The organism is Aminobacter sp. P4_D5 (assembly GCF_056401815.1).
In genome coordinates this window covers 1-24,394 of sequence record NZ_JBFUIP010000063.1, presented here as the reverse complement: position 1 = coordinate 24,394, position 24,394 = coordinate 1, and the positions used below count along the sequence as shown (strand labels likewise).

The window sequence follows — 24,394 nt, the reverse complement described above, 5'->3', positions numbered from 1 at the left end:
TTTACGGGCCGCTTGGCCCATTACTGGGTTGGTCGCGCCGGTCTGACGGTTGTAGTCTTGGCTCGGGGGCTACATGTTCATCTGGAATTTGGCTGTCGGCGCAGCGCGGCGGCTGGACGCTCTCAGTCCTGTTTGTCCGCAGGATCAAGCTGCGGATGGCGACGGCGATGAGTGGCGGCGGCGCGGGCGGCCTGCTCGTAGATGCCTGTCACAAGTTCCAGCGTGTGTGCGGCATCACTCAGCTTGGCCGCGAGATCTGGCATGCGGGTCAGTGCGTCGATGAGCAGAACCGAGCGGATGTCGGCATAGCGCTCGGTAACGTGATGGCCGACAGGCGTTACCTCGTAGGTCACGCCTGTCCTGCCGCTGCCGGTGCGTTTGACGAAGCCGCCCTTGATGAGCTTGCGCAGGCTGTACTGGATGTTGGGGATGTCCTCGCGATTGGTCATGTGGGCCAGATCGTGGATGGTCTTGGGCCGGTCGTTCATCCGGATGACATGGAGCAGGGCGTTCTCCGCGCCAGTCGCCGAAAACTCGATCACCGTTGCCAGGCATTCGGCCTGCCAGCGCCCAAACGCCTCATAGGAGCGCATCAGCGCGTATTCCACTTCAGTGACGTCAATCTCGAGCGGCGTGCGGGCAAGATGCCAGCCCCGGTCCAGCAGGTCGGCACTCGGATCGGCGGTCGTCTTCTCTCTGCTCATCGGTCCCTTCCTCGGCAAGCGAACATGCCCCGGGATGCCGACTTGCGTCCATATGAATTTATGATAGACTTTCTATTATAAAGTTCATCTTATGGGGAGGAGACCCAAACATGAGCATGCTCGGCACATCTGCGTCCGCAGTGCAGCCCTTCTTTCTCGGCACCTTCGCGTCCAACTGCTCCAGCGGCATGACTGTGACCAAGATTCAGGATCGCTGGGACAATTCCTGGGCCAACAATCTTCGTCTCGCCAGGCTTCTCGACGACGCCGGCATCGACTTCATGCTCCCGATCGCCCGCTGGATCGGTTATGGTGGCGAGACCAATTTCCACGGCAATGTGCTGGAGACGATGACCTGGGCGACGGGGCTCCTCGCCCACACGCGCAACATCACAATTTTCGCTACCATTCACACGGTTGCCAATCATCCGGTCGTCGTCGCCAAACAGCTGGCAACCATTGACCAGATCAGCGGCGGACGTGTTGGCCTCAACATCGTCGCAGGCTGGAACAAGCCGGAATACGAAGCGCTCGGGCTCACGCTGCCCGACGACCATGCCACGCGATACGGTTACGCCCAGGAGTGGTTCGACGTGATCAAGGCGCTGTGGAGCCGCACCGAATCTTTCGACTGGGACGGTACCTATTTTAAGCTGAAGCAGATTTTGGGCGATCCTCGCCCTTCAAAGCGCCCGCCGATCCTTAATGCCGCTGGTTCCGAGCGCGGTCGCGAATTCGCGATCCAGAATGCCGATTTTCTGTTTACGCCGGCGATCGATCTCGTTCGTTCGAAAGACGAGATAACCGCATTGAAGGTGCAGGCGACGCAAGCCGGGCGTGACGTCGATGTTCTCACCTTCTCGCATGTCGTTTGCCGTCCGACCGAGAAGCAGGCCTTGGACTTCCTCAACTATTCGGGCCGCGAGAACGCCGATTGGGAGGCGGTCGACAATCTGGTGCGGCTGCAGTTCGCCCATGCGCAGTCTTTCCCGCACGAACTGCTCGCGCTCATCCGTGATCGCATGGCCGCGGGGCACGGCGGTTTCCCCCTTGTCGGCACGCCAGAGCAGGTTGCGGACGGCTTTACGGCATTGCACGAGGCAGGCTTCCGCGGAACCACCTTGTCCTTTGTCGATTACGCCGAGGAGTTTCCCTATTTCCGCGACAACGTCCTGCCGATCCTGGAGGCGAGGGGCGTGCGTATCGCGCCTGCCGCGCAGCGGTCGGCGGCCTGAGGGGGTGAGATCATGACGATACCCGTTTTCGATCCTCAGCTTCCCGTGGGTGCCGCCGATTTTCGTGCCGCCATGCGGCTCATGGTGGGCAATGTCAGCGTCATTACGGCAGGCATCGGCGATGACCGGTCCGGACTGGTAGTGATTTCGGTCGTGTCGCTGTCGGCCGAGCCGCCCAAGGTGATCGCCTGCGTCAACCGCTCGTCGTCGACTTGGTCGGTCATAGAGCGGCATGGCCATTTCGCCGTCAATTCGCTGGGGCCGCAGCATCAGAAGGTCGCCGAGCGCTTTTCCGGCTTCGGTGGCATTAAGGGCAACGAGCGCTACGATGGCGCCGACTGGGTCACGCTCAAGACCGGCGCTTCGATCCTCTCGGATGCGGTTGCGGCCTTCGATTRCAGCCTCGATGAGATGATCGATCGCGGCTCGCATTCGATTATCATCGGCTCTGTCGAGGCGGTCCGGACGCAGGATGCCGACCAGGCCCTGCTCTATTGGCGCGGCGGATATCGTCCGCTGGCTGCGTAGTCGTCCAATCTAGGGTTGGGAAAGGCGGCCTCAGGCCGCCTTTTCCGCCAGCACCATGTAGTTGACGTCCATGTCGCGGGATTTCTGCCAGCGATCGGAGAGCGGGTTGTAGGTCACCCCGGTGCGGTCGATGGTGGCGAGGCCAGCACCGACGAGCGCCTTGTCGAGCTCTTCGGGGCGTACCAGCTTGCCGTACTGGTGGGTGCCGCGCGGCAGCCAGCGCAGCACATATTCGGCGCCCACGATGGCGAGGCCGAGTGCCTTGAAGGTGCGGTTGATGGTGGCGACGAACATGATGCCGCCGGGCTTGACCATCTCGCCGCATTTCTTGACGAACAACTCGACGTCGGCGACGTGCTCGACAACTTCCATGTTGAGGATGATGTCGAATTTTTCACCGGCATCGGCCAGGTCTTCGGCTGTCGTGGCGCGGTAATCCACGGTCACGCCGGCTTCCGCCGCATGGATTTTCGCCACTTCGATGTTGGTCGCGGACGCATCGGCACCGACGACTTCGGCACCCAGGCGCGACATCGGCTCGCACAACAGGCCGCCACCGCAGCCGATGTCGAGGATGCGCAGGCCTTCGAATGGCCGTGCGGCGTGGGTGTCGCGGCCAAAGCGTGTCGCGACCTGATCGCGGATATAGCCCAGGCGCACGGGATTGAATTTATGCAGCGGGCGGAACTTGCCGTTGGGGTTCCACCATTCGGCGGCGAGTGCCGAGAACCGCTCGACTTCTCCGGCATCGATGGTCGATGGGCGGGGATCTGGCATTGATGTGGTCTCCTTCGAGCGCAAGGAAGTCGGGTCTGGCGCATGGATTGTCAAGGCGACAATTTCCGCGCCTTGCGGAAGCTGACGGTTTTGGCTATGCAGGCCGCGCATTCGGCACCGAGCCAAACATCGGTGTTTTCACTCATTTTCCGGCCCCCTTGGGGCCGGCGCATATGGCAAGGGCATTTCGCTTCTATGGCGCGCATCGTGATGAAATTCGGCGGGACATCCGTCGCCGACATCGCCCGAATCCGCAACGTCGCGCGCCATGTCAAACGCGAGGTTGACGCGGGCCACCAGGTTGCCGTCGTTGTTTCGGCCATGTCCGGCAAGACCAACGAACTGGTCGCCTGGACCCGCGATGCCTCGCCGATGCATGATGCCCGCGAATATGACGCCGTTGTCGCCTCGGGCGAACAGGTGACCGCCGGTCTTTTGGCCCTTGCGCTGCAGAACATCGGCGTCAATGCGCGCTCCTGGCAGGGCTGGCAGATCCCGATCAAGACCGACAACGCCCATGGTGCGGCCCGCATCCTCGACATCGACGGCTCGTTCCTGATCAAGCGTTTCCAGGAAGGCCAGGTCGCTGTCGTTGCCGGCTTCCAGGGCATCGGCCCCGACAACCGCATCTCCACGCTCGGCCGCGGCGGTTCCGACACCTCGGCTGTCGCAATAGCTGCAGCGGTGAAGGCCGATCGCTGCGATATCTACACCGATGTCGACGGGGTCTATACTACCGACCCGCGCATCGAGCCCAAGGCGCGTCGCCTGTCGCGCATTTCGTTCGAGGAAATGCTCGAAATGGCTTCGCTCGGCGCTAAGGTGCTGCAGGTCCGCTCGGTCGAACTCGCCATGGTGCACAAGGTCCGCACCTTCGTGCGTTCGTCCTTCGAGGATCCCGATGCGCCCGGCATGGGGGATTTCCTCAACCCGCCTGGTACTCTCATTTGTGACGAGGATGAAATCGTGGAACAGCAGGTCGTCACCGGAATTGCCTACGCCAAGGACGAAGCCCAGGTCTCGCTGCGCCGTGTCGCCGACCGGCCGGGCGTAGCTGGCGGGATCTTCGGGCCGCTGGCCGAGGCCAACATCAATGTCGACATGATCGTCCAGAACATCTCCGAGGACGGCAAGTTCACCGACATGACCTTCACCGTGCCTTCGGGCGACGTGAACAAGGCACTCGCCGTGCTCGAAAAGATCCGCCCCGACATCGGCTACGACGCGGTCCAGCACGACGAGGGCATGTCCAAGGTGTCGGTCATCGGCATCGGCATGCGCAGCCATGCCGGCGTTGCCGCAACCGCCTTCCAGGCACTGGCGGCCAAGGGTATCAACATCCGCGCCATCACCACCTCCGAGATCAAGATTTCGATCCTGATCGACGGTCCCTACACGGAACTTGCTGTTCGCACTTTGCATTCCGTCTACGGTCTCGATAAGCAGTAGTATTAGGAGTCGAGCGTCACCGCGTTGCCGGCGTGCAGCATGTGCAGCGCCGGGTCCAAACCATTGGAGACGGTGAATGATACGTGACATGGCCGCTGGGCCGCGCGTACTTCTGAAACGGCTCCGCGAGTTGATGGCGGAGCCCCTCGAGCCACAGGAACGGCTCGATAGGATCGTGCGCGACATCGCCGCCAACATGGTGGCCGAAGTCTGCTCGCTTTATGTGCTGCGCGCCGACTCGGTGCTTGAGCTCTACGCCACCGTCGGTCTGAACCCGAACGCCGTTCACCTCGCGCAATTGCGTCTGGGCCAGGGCCTGGTCGGCACGATCGCGGCCAGTGCTCGTGCCCTCAACCTGTCCAATGCCCAGGAACATCCTGCCTTCGCCTACCTGCCGGAGACAGGCGAGGAGATCTATCACTCCTTCCTTGGCGTGCCGGTGCTCAGGGCAGGGCGCACGCTCGGCGTTCTGGTCGTCCAGAACAAGACCATGCGCCACTACCGCGACGACGAGATCGAAGCGCTCGAAACGACTGCTATGGTCATCGCCGAGATGATCGCATCCGGCGACATCGGCCGCCTGAGCCGTCCCGGCCTTGAACTCGATATGTCGCGCCCGGCGAGCTTCACCGGCATTGCCTTCAACGAAGGTGTGGGCCTCGGCCATGTCGTGCTGCACGAGCCGCGCATCGTCGTCACCAATCTGTTCAACGAAGACAGCGATGAAGAACTGCGCCGGCTTGAGGATTCGCTCGGCTCGCTGCGCCTGTCGATCGACGACATGCTGGAACGCCGCGACGTCGCCTTCGAGGGCGAGCACCGCGAGGTTCTCGAAGCCTATCGCATGTTCGCCAACGACCGCGGCTGGGTGCGGCGGCTCGAAGAGGCGATCCGCAACGGCCTGACGGCTGAAGCTGCCGTCGAAAAAGTGCAAAGCGACATGCGTGCGCGCATGCTGCACATGACCGATCCTTATCTGCGCGAGCGGATGAGCGATTTCGACGATCTCGCCAACCGCCTTTTGCGCCAGCTCATGGGTCGCGGCCCCGAGACGATCGCTGAATCGCTGCCCAAGGACGCGATCATCGTTGCGCGCTCCATGGGGGCTGCCGAACTTCTCGACTACCCGCGCGACAGGCTGCGCKGCCTGGTGCTGGAGGACGGTGCGCCGACCAGCCACGTCGTCATCGTAGCGCGCGCCATGGGCATTCCCGTCGCCGGCCAGATGAAGGGCGCCGTTTCCATGGCGGAAAACGGCGATCCGATCATCGTCGATGGCGTCGAAGGTACGGTCCATCTGCGCCCGCAGGCCGATCTGGAAGCAGCATACGCCGAAAAGGTGCGTTTCCGCGCCCGCAGGCAGGAACTCTACCGCGAACTTCGCAAGAAGCCGTCCGAGACAAAGGATGGCGTCAAGGTCGACCTGCTGATGAATGCCGGCCTTGCCGTCGACCTGCCGCAGCTCGCCGAAGCGGGGGCCGCCGGCATTGGCCTGTTCCGCACCGAGTTGCAGTTCATGGTCGCCTCGACCTTCCCGCGCGCCGAAGCGCAGGAAAAGCTCTACCGCGACGTGCTCGACATCGCGCGCGGCCGTCCCGTCACTTTCCGCACCATCGACATCGGCGGCGACAAGGTACTGCCCTATTTCAAGGGCTCGGGGCAGGACGAGGAAAACCCGGCCCTTGGCTGGCGCGCCATCAGGCTCACGCTCGACCGTCCCGGACTGCTGCGCACGCAGGTCCGCGCGCTGCTCAAGGCGGCCGGTGGGCGCGAGCTCAAGGTCATGCTGCCGATGGTCACCGAGCTTGGCGAGATCGCGCAGGCACGCGAGATCATCGACCGCGAGGTCAGACACCTGTCGCGCTTTGCCCACCACCTGCCGACGAGCCTCAAGCTCGGCGCCATGATCGAGGTGCCGTCGCTGCTGTGGCAGCTCGATGAGCTCATGCAGGCGGTCGATTTCGTTTCGGTCGGCTCCAACGACCTGTTCCAGTTCGTCATGGCCGCCGACCGTGGCAACACGCAACTTGCCGATCGCTTCGACCCGCTGTCGGTGCCCTTCTTGAGGGTGCTCAAGCAGATCGCCGATGCCGGTTTGCGCAACCACACGCCCGTCACGCTGTGCGGCGAACTTGCCGGCAAGCCGATCTCGGCGATGGCGCTGCTTGGTCTCGGCTACCGTTCGATCTCCATGTCGCCGGCCTCCATCGGCCCGGTCAAGGCGATGCTGACCGAGCTTCCTCTCGGTGAGTTGAAATCCTTCTTCGACGATAACCTTTCCGGTCCTGCCGCCAGCCTGCCGATGCGCGCGCTGCTCCAGGCCTTTGCGGACGACCGTTCCATACCATTATGATCAGCCTGCCCCATGACCGAATGAACCAAGTCGTCAAGCACTTCGACATGCTCGAAGCGCAGATGGCTGCCGGACCAGCCCCCGATGTCTACGTCAAGCTGGCGTCGGAATATTCCGACATCCAGGAGCTTGTCGCCAAGATCCGCGAGCTGCGCGGGGCCGAGCAGGAGCTTGCCGATCTCGAGGCAATGCTGTCCGACAAGGGCACCGACGCCGAGATGCGCGCGCTTGCCGAAATGGACAAGCCCGAGGTCGAAGACCGCATCGAGAGCCTCCAGCAGGAAATCCAGATCCTGCTTTTGCCCAAGGACGCAGCCGACGAGCGCAACGCCATCCTCGAAATCCGCGCCGGCACCGGCGGCGACGAGGCAGCATTGTTTGCCGGCGACCTCTACCGCATGTACGAACGCTACGCGGCCTCGCGCGGCTGGCGCTTCGAAGTGGCGTCCGCCAGCGACGGCGACGCGGGCGGCTTCAAGGAAATCGTCGCCACCGTCTCGGGCAAGGGCGTGTTTGCCCATCTGAAGTTCGAGTCCGGCGTCCACCGCGTCCAGCGGGTTCCCGCGACCGAAGGCAGTGGCCGTATCCATACCTCCGCAGCGACGGTTGCCGTTTTGCCGGAAGCCGAGGAAGTCGATATCGACATCCGTCCCGAAGACATCCGCATCGACACGATGCGCGCCTCGGGTTCTGGCGGCCAGCACGTCAACACCACCGACTCGGCCGTGCGCATCACCCATCTGCCCACCGGCATCATGGTGGTGCAGGCTGAAAAATCGCAGCACCAGAACCGCGCGCGCGCCATGCAGATCCTGCGCGCGCGCCTCTATGATATGGAGCGCAGCCGCGCCGACGAGGAACGTTCCTCGTCGCGCAAGTCGCAGGTCGGTTCGGGCGATCGCTCAGAACGCATCCGCACCTACAATTTCCCGCAAGGGCGCCTGACCGACCACCGCATCAACCTGACGCTCTACAAGCTCGACCGGGTGATGATGGGCGAACTCGACGAAGTCATCAACGCGCTGATCTCCGATCATCAGTCCAAGCTCCTGGCTGACATGGGCTCGGATGGCTAAGCGCCCACTCGGCGAACTCCTGCGCCACGCACGCCAGCGGCTGGCCGGCGCGGGCATAACCGACGCGGCCTTTGATTCACGGCTGATCGTCGAACATTTTTCCGGCACGACGCGCACCGATGCGATTTCGTCGCCCGACAGGCTCGTCGGGCAGGTGGCTGAGATCGAAGCAGCGCTCGACCGCCGTATATCAGGCGAACCCGTCCACCGCATCTTGGGCTACCGCGAATTCTACGGCATGCGCCTCAACCTCTCCGCCGAGACGCTGGAGCCGCGCCCCGACACCGAAACGCTGGTCGATGCGGTCTTGCCCTTCGTCCGCGAGACTGTGGCGCGCGCGGGCATCTGCCGCATTCTCGATCTCGGTACCGGCACCGGTGCGATTGCGCTGGCGCTGGTCACCCAGGAGCCGAAAGCCGTGGCGATCGGTGTCGACGTTTCCGACGATGCGCTGGCAACCGCGGCGGCCAATGCCGCCCAGCTCGGCGTTTCCGCGCGCTTTTCAGCAAAAAAATCCGACTGGTTTGCTGAGATTCATGGTCTTCACCATTTAATAGTCTCAAATCCTCCCTATATAGCTTCACTAGAGATCGAGGATTTGCAGAACGAGGTTCGCAATTTTGATCCGCGCCGCGCGCTCGACGGCGGCCCGGACGGTCTTGAGCCATACAGAACGATCGCGTCGGGTGCTGCGCGCCATCTTGAGAAAGATGGCCTTGTCGGGCTCGAAATCGGGCACGACCAGCGGCGCGACGTGACTGAGATATTCGAGCAGGCCGGTTACATTTTGTTCGCCCAGCACAAGGACTTGGGTGGCAACGACCGGGTGCTCGTATTCCGGCGCTGACCATGGCCTTTCGGCACCGCAAAAAACCGCTTGGCAAGGAAAGTGAATGCCGCTAGGTTCCGGCAACCGGATGAGACGAAGCAGGCAGTGCTGTTAACGATTCGGTTTCCTTCGAAACTAGCTGCCTTCTTGCGTAGACGACGCTCTAGCTTCGTGCGGGGATCGTCCGGCAAGTGACATGAAACCGAAACAGGATGGCATGTGGCGCCGACGCAAGAATGTTGCGGGCGATCACCGGCGGAAAGTTACGAAACGGCAGGCCGCCTAAGTGCCCCCGTTCGGGTTATACTTCAACACAAAGAGAATCTGATGAGGCCACAACAGCAGAATAGGCGCATGCGCGGTCGTAACAACAATAACAACAATAACAACAGTAACAACAGTAACGGCAACAACAGCAACCGCAAGGGTCCCAACCCGCTTACGCGCAACTATGAGAGCAACGGTCCTGATGTAAAGATCCGTGGCTCCGCGCAGCAGATCGCCGAAAAATACACCACTCTGGCGCGAGACGCGCACAGCTCCGGCGACCGGGTGATGGCCGAAAACTATCTCCAGCATGCAGAGCATTATAACCGCATCATTGCCGCCGCCATGGCGCAGATGCCGATCCAGCAGCAGCAACAGAGCCGCGACGAGTTCGATTCCGACATGGATGACGAGCGCGACGACGATATGGGCGGCAACAACTTTGCCGAGGCTCCGGCCCAGCAGGTTCATGTTCAGCCGCAGCCGGTTGTCAACGGCACCGGCCCGCAGCCTGATATCGAAGGCACACCAGCCGAGGTCGCCCTCAATCCGGAAGCTGCCGGCGAAGTCCAGCCGCGTGAAGGCCGCCGCGAGCGCCGTCCCCGTAATGAGGGCCGTCGTCCCGAACGTCGCCAGCCCGACCAGCAGGTAGAGCCCCAGCAGGCTGAAGTTGAAGCCGTGCAGGTTCAGGCAGCGCCAATCGAGGCACCGCAGGCTGAAGCTGCGCCGGTGGTCGAGGCACAGGCGGTTGTAGCAGCCGAAGGCGAAGTGGAAGTTCCACGTCGCAGCCGCCGTCCGCGCCGTGGCGAACGCGCCCGCGCCGAAGGCGAAGCTGCGGCAGAGGGCGAAGCGCCCGCTGCCGACACCGGACTTGCCGCCGTCGAGAGCTGAAGCTTGGCCGGGTAACCGGAACATCGTGAAATCGTCAAAACGGCGGGGGAGAAATTCCTCGCCGTTTTTGTTTTTTGACTTCGATCAATGCACCTTGAGGGATATCGTCCTACTCACCATATCACGCTCAGTTGGGTCCGGCCCTTTTGGGCGGATCCGTCACCTTGAGCCTAACCGGTGCCGCAAAGCGGGCCGGGTACGGAATGGAGACATAGAATGAATCTTGAGAAATACTCCGAGCGCGTCCGCGGCTTTATCCAGTCCGCCCAGACGATGGCGCTTTCGCGCAACCACCAGCAGTTCACCCCCGAACATATCCTCAAAGTCCTTGTCGATGACGACGAAGGCCTTGCCGCTTCGCTGATCGAACGCGCCGGCGGCCGTGCCAACGACGCCAAGCTTGGCGTCGAGGCAGCGCTCGATGCGTTGCCGAAGGTCGAGGGCGGCAACGGCCAGCTCTATATGGCCCAGCCGCTCGCCAAGGTGTTTTCGACAGCAGAGGACCTTGCCAAGAAGGCCGGCGACAGCTTTGTCACCGTCGAACGTCTACTGACCGCGCTCGCCGTCGAGAAGTCGGCCAAGACCTCCGAGATACTCGCCAAGGCGGGCGTCACCGCGCAGGCGCTCAATGCCGCGATCAATGAAATCCGCAAGGGCCGTACCGCCGACTCGGCAACTGCCGAGCAGGGATACGATGCCTTGAAGAAATACGCCCGCGACCTGACGGCGGATGCCCGTGCCGGCAAGCTCGATCCGGTCATCGGCCGCGACGACGAGATCCGCCGCACCATCCAGGTCCTGTCGCGCCGGACCAAGAACAATCCGGTGCTGATCGGCGAGCCGGGCGTCGGCAAGACCGCCATCGCCGAGGGCCTTGCTTCGCGCATCGTCAATGGCGACGTGCCGGAATCGCTGAAGGACAAGCAGTTGATGGCGCTCGACATGGGCGCGCTGATTGCTGGCGCGAAGTATCGCGGCGAGTTCGAGGAGCGGCTGAAGGCCGTGCTTTCGGAAGTCACCGCGGCTGCCGGTGGCATCATCCTGTTCATCGACGAGATGCACACGCTGGTCGGCGCTGGCAAGGCTGATGGCGCGATGGACGCGTCCAATCTTCTGAAGCCCGCACTTGCGCGCGGCGAGCTGCATTGCGTTGGCGCCACCACGCTTGAAGAATATCGCAAGCATGTCGAAAAGGATGCCGCCCTTGCCCGCCGCTTCCAGCCGGTCTTCGTTTCGGAGCCGACGGTCGAGGACACCATCTCGATCCTGCGCGGGCTGAAGGAGAAATACGAACAGCACCACAAGGTCCGCATTTCAGATTCTGCGCTGGTTGCAGCCGCCACGATGTCCAACCGCTACATCACCGACCGSTTCCTGCCSGACAAGGCGATCGACCTGATCGACGAGGCAGGCTCGCGGCTGCGCATGCAGATCGATTCCAAGCCCGAGGCCCTCGACGAGATCGACCGCCGCATCATGCAGCTGAAGATCGAGCGCGAAGCGCTCAAGATCGAGAAGGATGACGCCTCCCGCGATCGTCTCGAACGGCTCGAAAAGGAGCTGGCCGGGCTCGAGGAAGAGTCGACCCAGGTGACCAGCCAGTGGATGTCGGAAAAGGAAAAKCTCGGGCTCGCCGCCGACCTCAAGGGCAAGCTCGAAGAAGCGCGCAACGAACTCGCCATCGCCCAGCGCAAGGGCGAGTTCCAGAAGGCGGGTGAGCTTGCCTATGGCCGCATCCCCGAACTCGAAAAGAAGCTCGTCGAGGCCGAAGCACTCGAAGGCCGCGGCACCATGGTCGAAGAGACCGTGACGCCCGAGCATATTGGTCATGTCGTGTCGCGCTGGACGGGTATTCCGGTCGACAAGATGCTGGCAGGCGAGCGCGAGAAGCTGTTGCGCATGGAAGACGAGATCGGCGTTCGCGTCGTCGGCCAAGGCGAAGCCGTGCAGGCCGTTTCCAAGGCGGTGCGGCGCGCACGTGCTGGGCTGCAGGATCCGAACCGCCCGATCGGCTCGTTCATGTTCCTGGGACCAACGGGCGTCGGCAAGACCGAGCTTACCAAGGCGCTCGCCGATTATCTGTTCGACGACGAGCATGCGCTGGTGCGCATCGACATGTCCGAGTTCATGGAAAAACACTCCGTGGCCCGGCTGATCGGCGCGCCTCCCGGTTATGTCGGCTACGAGGAAGGCGGCACGCTGACCGAAGCAGTGCGTCGCAGGCCTTACCAGGTGATCCTGTTCGACGAGATCGAAAAGGCGCATCCCGATGTCTTCAACGTGCTGCTTCAGGTGCTCGATGACGGCCGCCTGACCGATGGTCAGGGCCGCACCGTCGACTTCCGCAACACGTTGATCATCATGACCTCCAACCTCGGTGCCGAATATCTGGTGGCACTCGGCGAGGGCGAGGATGTCGACAAGGTCCGCGACGACGTCATGGGCGTGGTAAAGAGCGCGTTCAGGCCCGAGTTCCTGAACCGCGTCGACGAGATCATCCTGTTCCATCGCCTGCGTCGCCAGGACATGGGCAAGATCGTCGAAATCCAGCTCAAGCGGCTCGAAAAGCTGTTGTCCGACCGCAAGATCACGCTGTCGCTCGACAAGGATGCGATCGATTGGCTGGCCAACAAGGGCTACGACCCGGCCTATGGCGCGCGCCCGCTCAAGCGCGTCATGCAAAAGGAGCTGCAGGACCCGCTCGCCGAGAAGATTCTGCTCGGCGAAATCCTCGACGGCTCGACCGTCAAGATCACGGCAGGCTCGGATCGGCTCAACTTCCGCTCCAAGCCGACCGTGGTGACGGAAGCCGCGGCTTAAAGTGTAGCAATACTGGCGGGGCGCAGAATGACCTTGGACGAATACAACGGCTTCTGCGCCTCGCTGCCCCACACCACCCATGTGGTGCAATGGGGCGGCGCTCATGTTTGGAAGGTTGGCGGCAAGGTGTTTGCCATCGGCGGCTTTGGCGGTGGCGAAGCGCTTGCCGTCACCTTCAAGTGCTCCGAGATGGCCTTTGACATCCTCAAGGAGCAGCCCGGGCTCAGGCCCGCGCCTTACCTCGCTTCGCGCGGCATGACATGGATCCAGCGCCAGAACGACGAGAGCATGGATGGGGAAGGTCTCAAGGACTACCTCCGCGAAAGCCATCGTCTTATCGCCGCAAAACTTCCCAAGGCAACGCGCAAGCAGCTTGGCTTGCCCGCATAGAGCATGATCGCGAAAAGTGGGAACCGGTTTTCGAAAAAGATCCTGCTCCACCAAGAAGATAGAGCCCCATTCCGATTCTATCGGAATGGAACAGGCTCTAGAAGTGCCGTCATTTTCATGCCGCGTTCATGTTGGAAGGGTTAGCAGATCGTTATTTGATGACGGTGGATAATCATGATTCCACCGGGATCGCCTTGGGGGCGGTCGAGATTCGGAGAGATTTGGGGACCATGTTGCGCAAGATTATTGTGCTTTCGGCCGTGGCGACCGGGCTGTCGGTGCTTCAGGGGATGGCTGCGGTTGCACCTGTCGAGGGGCGCTTCGAGGCGCGCCGCGTGGCGACAGATCCGCATGCGATCCGCCTGGCGCAGGACACCGACGTCGAGATATTCTACGACGGCCGAGGAAACCGCGTGCTTGTCGATCCCTATACCGGCAAGGTCATTGCCGTGCAGCCGCCGGAGACCCAATACAATCGTCAGGCGCTGCGCCGCGAACTGCGCCGCCAGCAGCTGCAACAGGATTATCGCCAGGGCGACGAGTTGCTCGGCCCGGTGCAGAACGGCGGTTACTCCGACGATGCGCCTGCCATGCCGTCCGAGCCCTTTGGCGGCGGCGACGATTATTACAACAATGATCCCAATGCCTTTCCCGAGGCGCCCGGCCAGCAGCTTGTCGAACGCGAGCCGTTGCCCAACTCGGATGACCAGCTGGCGCTTCCCGAAAACCCGATGCGATCGGGTGGCGGCGCGTCCATAGAGCCGTCCATCGGCGTCAAGGGTCGCGAGGACGTCGCTGGCCTGCAGATCCTGCTCGATCGTGCCGGTGCTTCCCCTGGTGTCATCGACGGACGCTTCGGCTCCAATGTCGACAAGGCGCTCGCAGCCTATAACGAGATGACGGGCACCAGCCTCAAATCGACCGACGCCGCTGGCATCAAGCAGGCGCTGCTTGAGACCGGCGGCGACGCATTCGGCTCCTACACGATCACGCCGGAAGACGCGGCCGGCCCGTATGTCGCGTCGATTCCCACCGACTACAGCGAAAAGGCAATGCTCGAGCGCATGTCCTTCACCTCGGTCACCGAAATGCTGGCCGAGCGTTTCCACATGGACGAGACCTATCTCAAGGCGCTCAATCCGGAGGCCAATTTCAACCGGCCCGGCACCATCGTCAAAGTCGCCAATTTCGGCAAGCTGGTGAACAAGCCGGTCGCGCGCATCGTCGCCGACAAGGGGCTGAAACAGGTCCGCGCCTACAATGAGGCAGGCCAGCTGGTCGCGGCCTATCCGGCGACGATCGGGTCGGGCGACACGCCGTCGCCGACGGGCATTCATGCGGTATCGCGGATCGCGCTCGATCCCAACTACACCTACAACCCAAAGATCAATTTCAAGCAGGGCGAAAACGACAAGGTCCTGACCATCCCGCCGGGTCCGAACGGTCCTGTCGGCTCGGTCTGGATCGCTTTGGACAAGCCGACCTACGGCATCCATGGCACGCCCGACCCCTCCAAGATCGGCAAGACCGAAAGCCATGGCTGTGTGCGCCTGACCAACTGGGATGCGCGTGAACTCGCCAAGATCGTCAAGTCAGGCGTGCCGGTCGAGTTCATCGAATAGGGAATGATCCCGAAAAGGGGTTCCGGTTTTCGATCGGAATGGAACGGGCTCTGGGGCAGGGCTGTGCTGGCCGAAACCAGCTTAAGGCTCGGTGACGAGCCCCATGATGGCATATACCAAGGTCACGTTGGCGAGCAGGATAAGGGCTGAGTAGGCGATTGCCGCTTTGCTGATTTCGGTCATGAGTTGCCTTTGTTGGGGCGCTTTTGCCGGTTTGTTCTCGCTCTCTGATTATGTTGGAGCGTAACCAGCCGTTATGGCGGGGGCAACCCATATTGCATCACGTTATTCTGATGTTCCCCGGCGAAGTGTCCACGCGGCTCCCCGGAGCCCTATCTCACAGCTGGTCGTTGTAGGGCTCTTTCATCTGGCCCACCATTCGGGCCAGGGCAGAGAACGAGGGGATATCCGCTTCGGGCTGGCAGCGGTTGGCCAGTTCCAGCAGTCTGATGGGGAAGTTGATGGCGTCCCGGTTCGACGACGACATGCCGTCGGATCGCTCCTCGGCTGTTTCGCTCGCTTCGGCCCTGCGCAAGGCGATGTCGATTTCCTCGGTCGACAGCACGCCCTTGCGGACAAGCACATGATTGATAGATGCAATGGCCATCAACAGGCCTTCGAGTTGCAGGTTAGCGACGTTCATTGATCTGGCTCCCATTCGCTACACAAACGCGCGAAGGGCCGATGCGATCCGAGGCACCCGTCAAACGGAGGGTGACAGTTTCAAGTCAGGTGGAGCGTGTCGATAGCGCGCTTGGCTCACAGGCTGGAGGTCGTTGGCTTAAATCCTCCCCTGCAACGGTCCTCATGTCGCAGGTGCGCGATATGGCGTTTCAAATGCGGGGCGTTAGATAAGGGGGAAAGAAGAAAGGATCGAGTCCATGATCGAAGTTCTGCGAAAGAGGCCTGTGTTGGTGTTCACAGCGGTTGTAGCCTTGGCTGCAGTGGTGGCCGCAGCTGCCACTATCGGGGTTGTTCAAACCATCACCATGGTAGCGATTATTGCCACTGCGGCAGTCATGGGCGCGCTCGTCGTCGGATCGATCGCGGGATAGGCTTTGTTGCGCCGACCCACCACTCTCGCCGCCCGTCAGGCGGCTCATCAAACGGGTCGACCCGGCCGGCTTTTCATGCCCAGGACTATCTTCTGCCACTGATGCGGCGCATGTCGACGACACGGCCGTCGCTTTGTCTGACAGCGATCTCGAAGCGAGCGTTTCCTCGCCATGCCCGATAGACGAAGAACCGACCGCGGCAGTCTACACGGCGCACATCCCGGAAGCCGCGATTGCGAAGCAGCCTTTCGCCCTGACTGCAGCTTATCCCTCTGCCTCTGTTGAGATTGGTGCCAACGCTGATGCTGATGTTGACATTGGACTGGGCACTTGCCTCCGGAGGAAGCGCCACCGGCGAGGCCAGCAGGGCAAAAGCAAGTCCCGTCGACAAAAACCATGATCTTGGCATTGCAGTCTCCTGATAGGCAGCAAGCGAAGGTAATCAAACGTGGCGCTGGCTGACAAGCAGTAGCGCTTCGTCGCCGAATGCCCGTCGGTCTGAACGCACTCCAGGCAGCGATGCGCGGCTGCCATCGATGTAGGCGTGGCCAATGCAATTGCCGCAGCAGACGGCTTCCCACGGTATTGTCAGCGGTTTTTTGGCGTTGCTTGCATTTGGCTATTGGCTCCATCAAAAATTTGCGCCTAATCTGGCGAAATCGGAGCTGCAACGCGCCGTCGACGCAATCGTCAACGCACGAACTGCTCATCTGAATAGGGAATTAGCCACGCCGCTTCGACATTAACCGTCACGATTCTTCTTCCACGAGCACTGCAGCGTTCCAACTGAAGCCGGTCGCCGCGCCTGGCTTGCATAGAGAGGGCAGTAGGACAAATGTCATCGTTCATGCGTTCGGGACTTCCGGCGGCAGTCCTGTGGATACCCAGCCTGCTCTTCAGCTCCTTAGCCTTTGCTCAGGAGGCGCCGCCGATGCACCCGGTGGCGATCGAACATCTGCCGTTCTTCATCACTGCGCCTGGACAAACGGATATCCTTTTCAACGTGATGGCCGTCTTCTTGCTGGTGGTCGTACTTGCCATCGGCAATCTGTACTTCCAGCTCCATGCCGTGCCGGAGCGCATGTCGCATCGCACCAGCAAGGTGCAGATGGAGCTTGTGGCCGTCCTGGCGCTGATTTCCCTTATCACGCACAATCACCTGTTCTGGATCGCAGCGCTGTTGTTAGCGATGGTCGAGTTTCCTGATTACTCCACGCCGATGCAGTCGATTGCGGCCTCTCTCGAAAAGCTTGTTGGAAGACGCGATATCCAGCAGGCAATGGCGACCGGCTCTGGGCCTGTCGGTGCCCCTGAGGCATTCGCGGAGCCGCCCGAAACGCCGGCACGAGAACACGATACGCATCGCGCCGGGCCGTCGCCGATCAAGCCCGGTTCGACAGGTGAGGCGCATGCGCCGAAAGAGGGAAACTGAGCCATGCTTGAGTTGATGCTCTGCTCCATGCTCACGATCTTTCCGGACTATCTCTATCGCCGCTATGTCCAGGGTAAGCGGATCAGGCATGAGATCACGCTCTACACCATGTGGTACGAGCTGCGCTGGGGGATCACGGCCTGCTTGATCCTGACGATTTCGCTGATCACCCTGATCTTCTACTTCCATCCCACCACGTCGAATGTCACGGCCGTGTTCCGTACGATCTCGGTCCTGCCCGAATCCGGCGGCCGCGTCGCGGAGGTGTTCGTCGGCTTGAACGAGAAGGTTGAAGCCGGCCAGCCGCTGTTCAGGCTCGACAGTTCCGAGCAGGAGGCTGCGCGGGAGTCCGCGCGTCGGCGCATAGCGGAGATCGACGCCGAGGCGACTGTGGCGCAAACTGAGCTGGCGGCGGCGGACGGCGTGATCGCACAGGCACAAGGCGCGTATCAGCAGGCGCTGGACGAGCTTGAGACCAGGACGGAGTTGCGGCGGCGGGATCCGAACGTCGTCGCGGTGCGCGAGATCGAACGCCTGCAGGTGGCTGCCGACGGCCGCAAGGGCGCGGTTGATGCCGCTCTGTCAAACAAGCTGACGCTGGAGACGAAGATTTCCTCGCTTCTGCCAGCCCAGAAAGCCAGCACCGAAGCTGCGCTGGCACAGGCGCAGGTCGCGCTGGACAAGACACTTGTGCGTGCGGGTGTCGCAGGCACCCTTCAGCAATTCACGCTTAGGCCGGGCGACGTCGTCAACCCGCTGCTACGGCCCGCCGGTATCCTCGTCCCGGCTGAGGCAGGCAAGGTCGCGCTCATCGCAGGCTTCGGGCAGATCGAGTCACAGGTGCTGAAGGTCGGCATGATCGCCGAGGCGACCTGCCTGGGCAAACCTTACACGATCATTCCCATGGTGGTGACACAGGTCCAAGATGTCATCGCCGCCGGTCAGGTCCGCCCGACGGATCAACTCGTCGACATCCAGCAGATGGCGCAACCAGGCACGATCACGGTTTTTCTGGAGCCGCTTTTTGCCGGCCAGCTTGAAGGCATACCCCCTGGTGGCAGTTGCATCGCCAACACTTATACCAACAATCACGATGCGCTCGCCGATCCAAGCATAAGCACGCCGCGCTGGTTGTTCCTTCATGTCATCGACACCGTCGGCCTGGTCCATGCGATGATCCTTCGGTTGCAGGCCTTACTCCTTCCCATGCAGACTTTGGTCTTCGGAGGGCACTGACAGGCATCGTAGGCCGTCCCGGGCGCAGTCGTAGCAATACGACAAAGCCATGCTATAGGTGGGTTTCCCATCCACAGCCCGTGGCGGCCTGCCGCCCAAAAGGAGACCATGTCTAGTTCCGATGGCAGTATGTCCGATTTGCTCGGCATACTCGCCGTACTTCTGCTCGTTGCCGCCAACGGCTTTTTTGTCGCGGCCGAATTTTCTCTCGTCGCCGTCCGCCGCAGCCGGGTGACCGAACTGGTCAATGCCGGCAGGCACAATGCCTCGGCCTTGAAGCGCGCGGTCGACAATCTCGACGCCAATCTCGCGGCCACCCAGCTCGGTATCACCATATCGTCGCTTGCGCTGGGTTGGGTCGGCGAGCCCGCACTCGCCCATTTGATCGAACCATTGTTGAGCGCGTTGCCAGGGCCGCTTGCAACGGTAGGTTCTCACGCGTTTGCGGTTGCGATCTCCTTCATCATCATCACCACGCTGCACATCGTTCTGGGTGAACTCGCGCCCAAGAGCCTTGCCCTCCAGCGCAGCGAAACTACCGCCCTATGGGTCGTGCGTCCGCTCGGCCTGTTTCTGCTTTTGCTCCGTCCGGCAATCATCGGGCTCAACGGGCTTGGCAATCTCGTCCTGCGCCTTTGCGGGCTGCGTCCGGGGACGGGGGAGGGGTCGCTGCATTCACCCGACGAGCTGAAGCTTCTCGTCGCGGCGAGCCAGGAGGCGGGACTGCTGCATCAAGCCCAGCAGGAGGTCGTTGATCGCGTCTTCAACATCGGCAACCGGCGTATCGCCGACATCATGACGCCGCGCCGCGACGTAAACTGGATCGACRCCGACGATAGTCCCGAGGAGATGCTGCGCACCATCCGCGAATGCCGCCACGAGCAGCTTCTTGTCGGCCGCGGCGACGTCGACGAACCGCTGGGCATGATCTTGAAGAAGGACCTTCTCGAGCAGGTGCTCGACGGCAAGGCTCTCGATCCGATGGCAGTGATCCGCCAGCCAGTCACCGTTCACGAGGGAACGGCGATCTTCCGCGTGCTTGAGCAATTCAAGAAAGCGCCGGTGCGCCTGGCGATCGTCATCGACGAATATGGCAGCCTGGAAGGCATCGTCACGCAGACCGATCTGCTTGAAGCCATCGCCGGCGACCTGCCTGGCGTGGAAGGAGAAGAAGCAGACATCGTCGTGCGCGAGGATGGTTCGCTGCTGATCGACGGCATGATGCTGGCGCACGACGCGTTTGCGCGCCTCGGCTTCCGATCGGGTTCGGCGGAAGGTGATTTTCACACGATTGCCGGCTTTGCCCTGTTCCAGCTTGGCCACCTTCCGGATGCCGGTGAAACCTTTGACTATGAGGGCTGGCGCTTCGAGATCATCGACATGGATGGCAAGCGCATCGACAAGCTGCTCGCCCGCCGGGGGGCTGGATGATGCATCCAACAGTGCCGGAAATCGCGGCAGCCCTGCACGCTCCACAAATGCTGTCCGCGTCTGTCATCGACACTGGGCAGAACAATTTCGTTCTGGCCACCGACACACTGATCGTGCGGGTGCCACGGCACAGCCAGGCCCGAAGCGATCTTGCGTGGGAAGCCAACGTCCTTGCCGTTTTGGCCTCGCAGCTGCCCTTGCCTGTACCCGCAACGGAACTGCGCACCATCGGCACGCATGCAATCGCGGTTCATCCCAAATTGCCGGGCAAACCTTTGCTCTCAGTCGCAGAGCTGGATGACGAGCACAAACAGGAACTGGCGAGTAGCCTCGCGGGCTTTCTCCGTGATATTCACGCCATTGCCCTCGACGCCCTGCCAGCCCGCGCAGCAGATGACCATCTTGCCGAATGGCGCGATCTGTTCAGCAAGGTCGAGGCAAAGGTGTTTCCGCTTGTGCCTCGCGAAATCGGCGCGTCCATCCGCGATCGGTTCGACAGTTTCCTCGCAGATGGCAACGAACCTCCGGCACGAGCCATCATCCACGGCGATTTCGGTCCGGGAAATATCCTCATCGACGGTGGCTGCGTTTCGGGCATCATCGACTTCGCCGGATCCGGACCCGGCGATCCAGCCTATGACTTTGCAAGCTTGTCTGCCGGCTTGGGCGATGATTTCGTTGCGCTGATGGAGCCGCATTATCCAGACATGGCGATGATGCGGGACCGTGTCCGCTTCTATCGCGGCACCTTCCCACTGCTGGACGTGCTCTTTGGAGTGGAGCACGGCGATGCAAATGCGCTCGAAGCAGGACTGGAAACGTTGATGCGCGGACCATCGCCGCAAAAATCCTGAGCCCACGGCCACCGGTCGCGCCGATTTTTGGGGCTTGCCCCTCCGCCAAATCGCCGCTTCGGCGCCTATCTCTGCCGCGCTGGTTCGGCGTGGCCGATGACGCGGCCGACATTTGGATGCAGGGACCTGATTTCCCGCTCCAACTGGTCGACGGCGGCATGCGCCTCCGTCACCGGCATGTCAGGCGGAAGCCTGCAATGAAAGTTCACGATCAGCCCGATGCTCGTCGCGCGGATGCGAACATTGTGGACGTCCTTCACAACCCCTCCTTGCGCTGCGGACGCGACCAAGGAGCGCTCGATGTCGCGATGCTCCTCGCTTGAAGGGGCCCCGCCATCCAGCCATTCGGCCGTCTTGGGTTCGATATGGGTGTCTATTTCAGTATCTTTGCCGACTTCCTGGCGGATTGCGGCCTCAAGGTCGCTTGCGACGGCATGGGCCTGGTCGAGGCTGAGGTCGGCGTCCACTTCAATGTCCAGGCTGATCGACAGGTCCTTGCCCACACGCTGCACGGTCAGCCGATGGATGGCGGCGCCCCGGTTCGCCGCGATAATGCGAACTTGCGTTTCGATGCTTTCGTCGTCAACCGACCGTGCTTCGGTTTCGACAGTCACTTCGGCGTTCGGAAATCCCTCATGCACGGCGCGCACGATTTCGGCCTTGACGCTGGCGAGGCGCTCGGGCGACAGCGCCCGGGAGACGGCGACGAGCACTTCGACGAAGGGGGCGGCACCTGCCATGCGTACCCGCGTGCGAATGACTGCAACAACATCGGGAACCTTGTTCACTGCCGCCTGGATCGTCGAATCCATGCCCTCCGGTGCCGCGTCGACCAGCGATGCGAAGGCGCGGCGACCAAGCTTGACCGCAGCCACGACGATGAAGCAGGCGACAATCAACGCGGCGATGGCGTCGGCCGACAGGTAGCCAAGGGTGACGAGAACGATGCCGATGAGGACGACACCTGAGGAGAGCATGTCAGCAAAAAAATGCAAGGCGTCCGCCTCAAGCGCAGGACTGCCTGTCGCCATCGCAACCCGGCGCAGCGCCCGGACACGCCAAAAATCGACAATGATCGACACCACCAGCACTGCAATCGCGATGGGGGCGGCTTCGATCTGGTGCGGTTCACCGAAAAGGCGCCTGATGGCCTCGAACCCAATCCAACCGGCAGCGCCAAACAGCAGCAGGACCTGGAACAGGGCGGCCATGCTCTCCATCTTGCCGTAGCCGTAGTGGTGAACCTCATCGGCCGGCTTGTTGCTGACGCGCACGGCCCACCAGGTGACAAGCGTCGCGACAAAATCCAACGACGAATTAACGCCTTCCGAAATGAGGCCGATACTGCCGGTCAGAAAGCCGATTGCGAACTTCGAAAGGGCAAGAAACGCGCTCGACAGCATCGAAACGAGCGCCACCCGTTCTTTGTCTTTTTGCATGAAATTTCTCTTCTTCGGACAAGCGGCGACATGGATTGTCGTGCGCCTGGAGGTTGATCGACCTCGGTCTTGCAGAGCCGGTGAAACACCGACCGGGCGCGCCACGCGGCTTGCGCGAGCATGTTGACGCGCTCCCGCTTGCAAGCGGTTGCTACTCCCCGATACGCAGTCAAGCAAGCTGAAGGCTGAAAAAAGTCAACAATTACAATTGCTTGCTGTTGAGAGCCATTTGCATGTGCGCATTTGCAGAAGCAAGACACGCCGCGCCCGACCCGCATCTCTCCAAGGCCGGCCGATGACGTTGTCGTGGAAGATTTACACCCTGACATGAACCGGCGCGCAGCAGCAGCGCTCGGCAATTTGGTCAATCGGCACAAGCTGCCTGCGCCAGCAATGGCCAGCTGAGACGTGTCATCGGAACCAAACGCAGCGACCGAGGCTAAGCCCGGGTGCTGAGGCTTAAGCCGGAGCCTTCGCCAGGGTCTCCAGGTTGGTGCGCAGCGCGTCGACCGGTTGCTGCAGGATCGCCGCGACGCCAGGTATCGACAGGACCTGATCGAGATGCTTGTTGATCGTCGGCATTGAGGCCGTGATGACGGTGGCGAGCGCGCCACGCCCTGCCGTTGGCAGCTGCGCGGCAAGTCCGCCAATCTTGCCGAATTGCGCCTGCGCGTCCTGAAGCTTGGGCAGGGCGGTCTCGGCGGTTGCCGCATCCTTGACCCCATTCAACGAGTTGTTCAGCAGATCGAGTGCGGAAGTGGTCTGGTTGGCAATGTCGGTCCCACCAGGCACGCCCTTGAGTGCTGTCAAAGCCTGCATGGCGCTGGCTGCCAAGCCGCCTGGGGCAACGGATGCTGTCGTTTCCGGGGAGGCCGCCATCGGCTGGGTTTGCGTTCCGGCCTGTTCCCTGACGGGCGGTGTCGTTCTATGGCCGAACATCCACCATCCGGCGGCCAGAACGACGGCGAGCGGGATGGCCCAATATGCCCAGTTCATCGACGAAGCTGTGGATGTGGCTGCTCGCGAAGCCGGCTGAGGGGCGTAGGTTGCGGTTTGCGGCGCCGGGCTTGCGGCGCGGGTGGTCTGTCCGGCCACGCCAGCAATATCGCCGAGCAAGCCTGATCCCTTCAGGAGGTCGCCAAATCCGGCGGGCAGTGCAGCCTGGATGTTGGCTTTCTGCGAACTCAACATCCGGGCCAGGCCCGATGCATCAAGATTGCCGGCGGTGGCCTGCGTTGCCAGTGCGCCCGTAACCACGGGGGCGAGAAGTCCGAGCAAAGACGAGGATGCGCCGGGGTCGACGCCGGCGAATCTGGATATCGTGCTGGCAAGCGTTTGCGTGGTCGAGCCTCCGAAAAGAGACGAAACCATATTTAGCCCGTTTTGCTCGAGGGTCTTTTGGCCTGATCCACCGAGTACACTGTTCAAGCTGTCCAGGATGCCAGGCGACTGTTGCGACACCGTATCATAGAGTTTTCGCGCTCCATCAGGCGTGGCGGCCACCTTGGCGAACCCTCCGAACAGCGCGGGTACTGTTGCCGAGGCGACCTTCTGTGTCGCGTTGGCGTCCAGGCCAAAAACAGCCGCGATCCTGCTGATCATGTCGGGTGTCAGGGATTGCATTACGAGCGAGATGAGATTTGTTGCCACGATCGTCCTCCTCCTGTGTTGGGAGTGTAGGGGACCTCGGCGATCATGACTGCACGGGAAACCGCCGTGGTCGGGCTATTGGACGGCTAGGTCCAGCCACTGAGTTTAACAGCCGTGCGGTCGTATCACCAGTTGTATTTAAGCTGCGTCTAATTAGATGTGGTGGCGGCGCCCGCGCGGGCCGAGGCTATCTATGGAAGCCGTCAGCAACCCACGTACCGCACCCGGTCTTTGAACAAATGGCCGAGGTTGACGGTCGGGGCCTTTGAACCCAGCTCGCCGAGATGCCACGTGACGCATGGTGGTGATTTGAGAGCAGGCGTGGAGAGGTTTTCCACGGCGGGGACGTTCCCTTG

General features: G+C 61.8%; 21 protein-coding genes. 16 read left to right on the top strand and 5 right to left on the bottom strand.

Annotated features, from left to right (window positions below; all coding sequences use genetic code 11):
• Positions 1-122: 122 nt before the first annotated feature.
• Positions 123-704, bottom strand: a complete 582-nt coding sequence (locus tag AC1DWF_RS15530; protein ID WP_476789220.1) for a winged helix DNA-binding protein — start codon at positions 702-704, stop codon at positions 123-125.
• 110 nt (positions 705-814) lie between these two features.
• Here AC1DWF_RS15530 and AC1DWF_RS15525 point away from each other — a divergent pair, with 110 nt between their 5' ends.
• On the top strand, positions 815-1,939 hold the full coding sequence (locus tag AC1DWF_RS15525; RefSeq protein WP_476784916.1) for an LLM class flavin-dependent oxidoreductase: 1,125 nt from the start codon (positions 815-817) through the stop codon (positions 1,937-1,939).
• Between the two features lie 12 nt (positions 1,940-1,951).
• On the top strand, positions 1,952-2,467 hold the full coding sequence (locus AC1DWF_RS15520; RefSeq protein ID WP_476841814.1) for a flavin reductase family protein: 516 nt from the start codon (positions 1,952-1,954) through the stop codon (positions 2,465-2,467).
• Positions 2,468-2,497: 30 nt separating this feature from the next.
• Here AC1DWF_RS15520 and ubiG read toward each other — a convergent pair whose 3' ends face one another.
• Positions 2,498-3,244 (bottom strand): bifunctional 2-polyprenyl-6-hydroxyphenol methylase/3-demethylubiquinol 3-O-methyltransferase UbiG, encoded by a 747-nt coding sequence (ubiG, locus tag AC1DWF_RS15515; protein ID WP_476784914.1) that lies wholly within the window; start codon positions 3,242-3,244, stop codon positions 2,498-2,500.
• Between the two features lie 195 nt (positions 3,245-3,439).
• Between ubiG and AC1DWF_RS15510 the strand changes: the two genes are divergently transcribed.
• The 8 genes from AC1DWF_RS15510 (at position 3,440) to AC1DWF_RS15475 (ending at position 14,941) form a co-directional block, all read left to right on the top strand.
• Positions 3,440-4,693, top strand: a complete 1,254-nt coding sequence (locus AC1DWF_RS15510; RefSeq protein WP_476784913.1) for an aspartate kinase — start codon at positions 3,440-3,442, stop codon at positions 4,691-4,693.
• A 76-nt stretch (positions 4,694-4,769) separates the two neighbouring features.
• Entirely contained in the window at positions 4,770-7,046 is a 2,277-nt protein-coding gene (gene ptsP, locus AC1DWF_RS15505; protein ID WP_476841813.1) for a phosphoenolpyruvate--protein phosphotransferase, read from the top strand.
• A complete protein-coding gene (gene prfA / locus AC1DWF_RS15500; protein ID WP_476789223.1) occupies positions 7,043-8,122 on the top strand; it encodes a peptide chain release factor 1 in 1,080 nt (359 codons plus the stop codon). Before ptsP ends, prfA begins: the two co-directional genes overlap by 4 nt.
• Positions 8,115-8,969, top strand: coding sequence for a peptide chain release factor N(5)-glutamine methyltransferase (gene prmC, locus AC1DWF_RS15495; protein ID WP_476785085.1), 855 nt, complete (start codon positions 8,115-8,117; stop codon positions 8,967-8,969). The genes prfA and prmC overlap by 8 nt, the downstream gene beginning before the upstream one ends.
• A 309-nt stretch (positions 8,970-9,278) precedes the next feature.
• Complete coding sequence (locus AC1DWF_RS15490) at positions 9,279-10,109, top strand: DUF4167 domain-containing protein (protein ID WP_476789226.1); 831 nt, start codon at positions 9,279-9,281, stop codon at positions 10,107-10,109.
• Positions 10,110-10,325: 216 nt separating this feature from the next.
• Positions 10,326-12,929 (top strand): ATP-dependent chaperone ClpB, encoded by a 2,604-nt coding sequence (clpB, locus tag AC1DWF_RS15485; protein WP_476841812.1) that lies wholly within the window; start codon positions 10,326-10,328, stop codon positions 12,927-12,929.
• A gap of 27 nt (positions 12,930-12,956) precedes the next feature.
• Positions 12,957-13,319, top strand: coding sequence for an MmcQ/YjbR family DNA-binding protein (locus AC1DWF_RS15480; RefSeq protein ID WP_476785083.1), 363 nt, complete (start codon positions 12,957-12,959; stop codon positions 13,317-13,319).
• Positions 13,320-13,549: 230 nt separating this feature from the next.
• Complete coding sequence (locus AC1DWF_RS15475; protein WP_476804381.1) at positions 13,550-14,941, top strand: L,D-transpeptidase family protein; 1,392 nt, start codon at positions 13,550-13,552, stop codon at positions 14,939-14,941.
• Positions 14,942-15,278: 337 nt separating this feature from the next.
• On the opposite strand, the gene AC1DWF_RS15470 is transcribed toward AC1DWF_RS15475, so the two are convergent.
• On the bottom strand, positions 15,279-15,584 hold the full coding sequence (locus tag AC1DWF_RS15470; protein ID WP_476783707.1) for a hypothetical protein: 306 nt from the start codon (positions 15,582-15,584) through the stop codon (positions 15,279-15,281).
• Positions 15,585-15,822: 238 nt separating this feature from the next.
• On the opposite strand from AC1DWF_RS15470, the gene AC1DWF_RS15465 reads away from it, so the two are divergent.
• The 6 genes from AC1DWF_RS15465 to AC1DWF_RS15440 all read left to right on the top strand — a co-directional run bounded on the left by AC1DWF_RS15465 (position 15,823) and on the right by AC1DWF_RS15440 (position 20,949).
• Positions 15,823-15,996 (top strand): hypothetical protein, encoded by a 174-nt coding sequence (locus AC1DWF_RS15465; protein ID WP_476789636.1) that lies wholly within the window; start codon positions 15,823-15,825, stop codon positions 15,994-15,996.
• A 551-nt stretch (positions 15,997-16,547) separates the two neighbouring features.
• Positions 16,548-16,742 (top strand): hypothetical protein, encoded by a 195-nt coding sequence (locus AC1DWF_RS15460; protein WP_476783705.1) that lies wholly within the window; start codon positions 16,548-16,550, stop codon positions 16,740-16,742.
• 185 nt (positions 16,743-16,927) lie between these two features.
• Positions 16,928-17,428 carry a hypothetical protein gene (locus tag AC1DWF_RS15455; protein WP_476783704.1) on the top strand — a complete coding sequence of 167 codons (501 nt, stop codon included), beginning with the start codon at positions 16,928-16,930 and terminating at the stop codon, positions 17,426-17,428.
• Between the two features lie 3 nt (positions 17,429-17,431).
• Positions 17,432-18,664, top strand: a complete 1,233-nt coding sequence (locus AC1DWF_RS15450; RefSeq protein WP_476783703.1) for an HlyD family secretion protein — start codon at positions 17,432-17,434, stop codon at positions 18,662-18,664.
• A gap of 108 nt (positions 18,665-18,772) precedes the next feature.
• Complete coding sequence (locus AC1DWF_RS15445) at positions 18,773-20,095, top strand: hemolysin family protein (protein ID WP_476841811.1); 1,323 nt, start codon at positions 18,773-18,775, stop codon at positions 20,093-20,095.
• Positions 20,096-20,106: 11 nt separating this feature from the next.
• Complete coding sequence (locus AC1DWF_RS15440; RefSeq protein WP_476841810.1) at positions 20,107-20,949, top strand: aminoglycoside phosphotransferase family protein; 843 nt, start codon at positions 20,107-20,109, stop codon at positions 20,947-20,949.
• 65 nt (positions 20,950-21,014) lie between these two features.
• On the opposite strand, the gene AC1DWF_RS15435 is transcribed toward AC1DWF_RS15440, so the two are convergent.
• Both AC1DWF_RS15435 and AC1DWF_RS15430 read right to left on the bottom strand, forming a co-directional pair.
• Positions 21,015-22,388: a cation diffusion facilitator family transporter gene (locus tag AC1DWF_RS15435; protein WP_476783700.1), complete on the bottom strand. Its 1,374-nt coding sequence runs from the start codon at positions 22,386-22,388 to the stop codon at positions 21,015-21,017.
• Positions 22,389-22,847: 459 nt separating this feature from the next.
• Positions 22,848-24,038 carry a DUF937 domain-containing protein gene (locus AC1DWF_RS15430; RefSeq protein WP_476783699.1) on the bottom strand — a complete coding sequence of 397 codons (1,191 nt, stop codon included), beginning with the start codon at positions 24,036-24,038 and terminating at the stop codon, positions 22,848-22,850.
• Between the last annotated feature and the right edge of the window lie 356 nt (positions 24,039-24,394).

Coding starts and splice junctions, on each gene's coding strand:
- AC1DWF_RS15465 (WP_476789636.1), top strand. CDS start 15,823: ATGATCGAAGTTCTGCGAAAGAGGCCTGTGTTGGTGTTCACAGCGGTT.
- AC1DWF_RS15460 (WP_476783705.1), top strand. CDS start 16,548: ATGCAATTGCCGCAGCAGACGGCTTCCCACGGTATTGTCAGCGGTTTT.
- AC1DWF_RS15510 (WP_476784913.1), top strand. CDS start 3,440: ATGGCGCGCATCGTGATGAAATTCGGCGGGACATCCGTCGCCGACATC.
- AC1DWF_RS15475 (WP_476804381.1), top strand. CDS start 13,550: ATGTTGCGCAAGATTATTGTGCTTTCGGCCGTGGCGACCGGGCTGTCG.
- AC1DWF_RS15525 (WP_476784916.1), top strand. CDS start 815: ATGAGCATGCTCGGCACATCTGCGTCCGCAGTGCAGCCCTTCTTTCTC.
- AC1DWF_RS15450 (WP_476783703.1), top strand. CDS start 17,432: ATGCTTGAGTTGATGCTCTGCTCCATGCTCACGATCTTTCCGGACTAT.
- prfA (WP_476789223.1), top strand. CDS start 7,043: ATGATCAGCCTGCCCCATGACCGAATGAACCAAGTCGTCAAGCACTTC.
- AC1DWF_RS15480 (WP_476785083.1), top strand. CDS start 12,957: ATGACCTTGGACGAATACAACGGCTTCTGCGCCTCGCTGCCCCACACC.
- AC1DWF_RS15490 (WP_476789226.1), top strand. CDS start 9,279: ATGAGGCCACAACAGCAGAATAGGCGCATGCGCGGTCGTAACAACAAT.
- AC1DWF_RS15470 (WP_476783707.1), bottom strand. CDS start 15,584: ATGAACGTCGCTAACCTGCAACTCGAAGGCCTGTTGATGGCCATTGCA.
- AC1DWF_RS15530 (WP_476789220.1), bottom strand. CDS start 704: ATGAGCAGAGAGAAGACGACCGCCGATCCGAGTGCCGACCTGCTGGAC.
- AC1DWF_RS15435 (WP_476783700.1), bottom strand. CDS start 22,388: ATGCAAAAAGACAAAGAACGGGTGGCGCTCGTTTCGATGCTGTCGAGC.
- prmC (WP_476785085.1), top strand. CDS start 8,115: ATGGCTAAGCGCCCACTCGGCGAACTCCTGCGCCACGCACGCCAGCGG.
- ubiG (WP_476784914.1), bottom strand. CDS start 3,244: ATGCCAGATCCCCGCCCATCGACCATCGATGCCGGAGAAGTCGAGCGG.
- AC1DWF_RS15455 (WP_476783704.1), top strand. CDS start 16,928: ATGCACCCGGTGGCGATCGAACATCTGCCGTTCTTCATCACTGCGCCT.